This is a genomic window from Mesorhizobium sp. M2A.F.Ca.ET.039.01.1.1, assembly GCF_003998035.1.
Taxonomy (GTDB): domain Bacteria; phylum Pseudomonadota; class Alphaproteobacteria; order Rhizobiales; family Rhizobiaceae; genus Mesorhizobium.
In genome coordinates this window covers 1-1,056 of sequence record NZ_RZRY01001248.1, presented here as the reverse complement: position 1 = coordinate 1,056, position 1,056 = coordinate 1, and the positions used below count along the sequence as shown (strand labels likewise).

Genomic DNA, 1,056 nt, shown 5'->3' with positions numbered 1-1,056 from the left:
ACCTGCCGCTGACTATGGGCGACTTTGATAGCTCGCTTTACCTGCTGATCCGGGCCATCGGGCAACACTCGACGGTGGCCCTGTCTGGGGAGGCAGCCGACGAGCTTTTCGGCGGCTACTTGTGGTTCCACGATCCCGCGCACGTTCAGAGCGACACGTTTCCCTGGATCGAAGACAGCGACGATATCGTATGGCGGGCCTTAGACCCCGGCCTGGTGGAAAAACTTGACCTGCCTGGTTACCTTGATGAGCAGTACCGCAGGGCACTTGCGGAAGTGCCGGCCCTGACCGGGCCGGCCGCGGCCGATCCCCACGAGCGTCGCATGCGCGAGATCTGCTACCTCTTTCTCACGCGTTACCTGCCCAGGCTGCTAGACCGAAAGGACCGTATGAGCATGGCTTTGGGTTTCGAGGTACGGGTCCCCTACTGCGACCACCGCCTCGTTGAGTACGTGTTCGGCACCACATGGGCCTACAAGACTTTCGACGGGCGCGAGAAGAGTCTGCTGCGGGCCGCCACCGCGGACCTGCTCCCGCAATCGGTGGTGCAGCGAGTGAAGAGCGCTTTCCCAGATATCCAGGATGCCACCTATGACCGAATGCTGCGCACGCGTTTCACTGCGTTGCTGAATGACCGCAATGCGGCAGTGGCACCGCTGTTGTCGGTCGACCGGTCCCGCGCGTTGCTCAACACGACCGACAACCTCAGGAGGGTAGAGCGCATCCTACACCTGCAGGATTTCCTGACCGATTACAACGTGAGCCTCACTATCTGAGACGACGAACACGCAAAAGATAGAAAAGGAGGTCCGGCGTTCGAATACGTTTTCTCCGTGGCCACGAGGCTAGGCCTGATATCGCGTACACGTGCATAGGGAATGGTTTTGTCAACGGCCTTTTTTGCAACCATTCCTAGCCTCGTTTGCGTTAGGCGCCCTCATCGCGCATCAGCACCGTGGATGCGACATCTACTTTGTTGCGAGCGCGATTCTTCCTATAGCCGTCCGTCGACAAGGACAGACTGTGGGACAGACACTTCACGGGAGCGCCGCGACC

1 protein-coding gene is annotated in these 1,056 nt (G+C 59.8%); it reads left to right on the top strand.

Features of this window, described 5'->3' with window-relative positions:
* On the top strand, positions 1 to 776 hold a 776-nt coding region (locus EOA24_RS39035; protein ID WP_133374975.1), incomplete at its 5' end, for an asparagine synthase C-terminal domain-containing protein.
* Positions 777 to 1,056 lie beyond the last annotated feature (280 nt).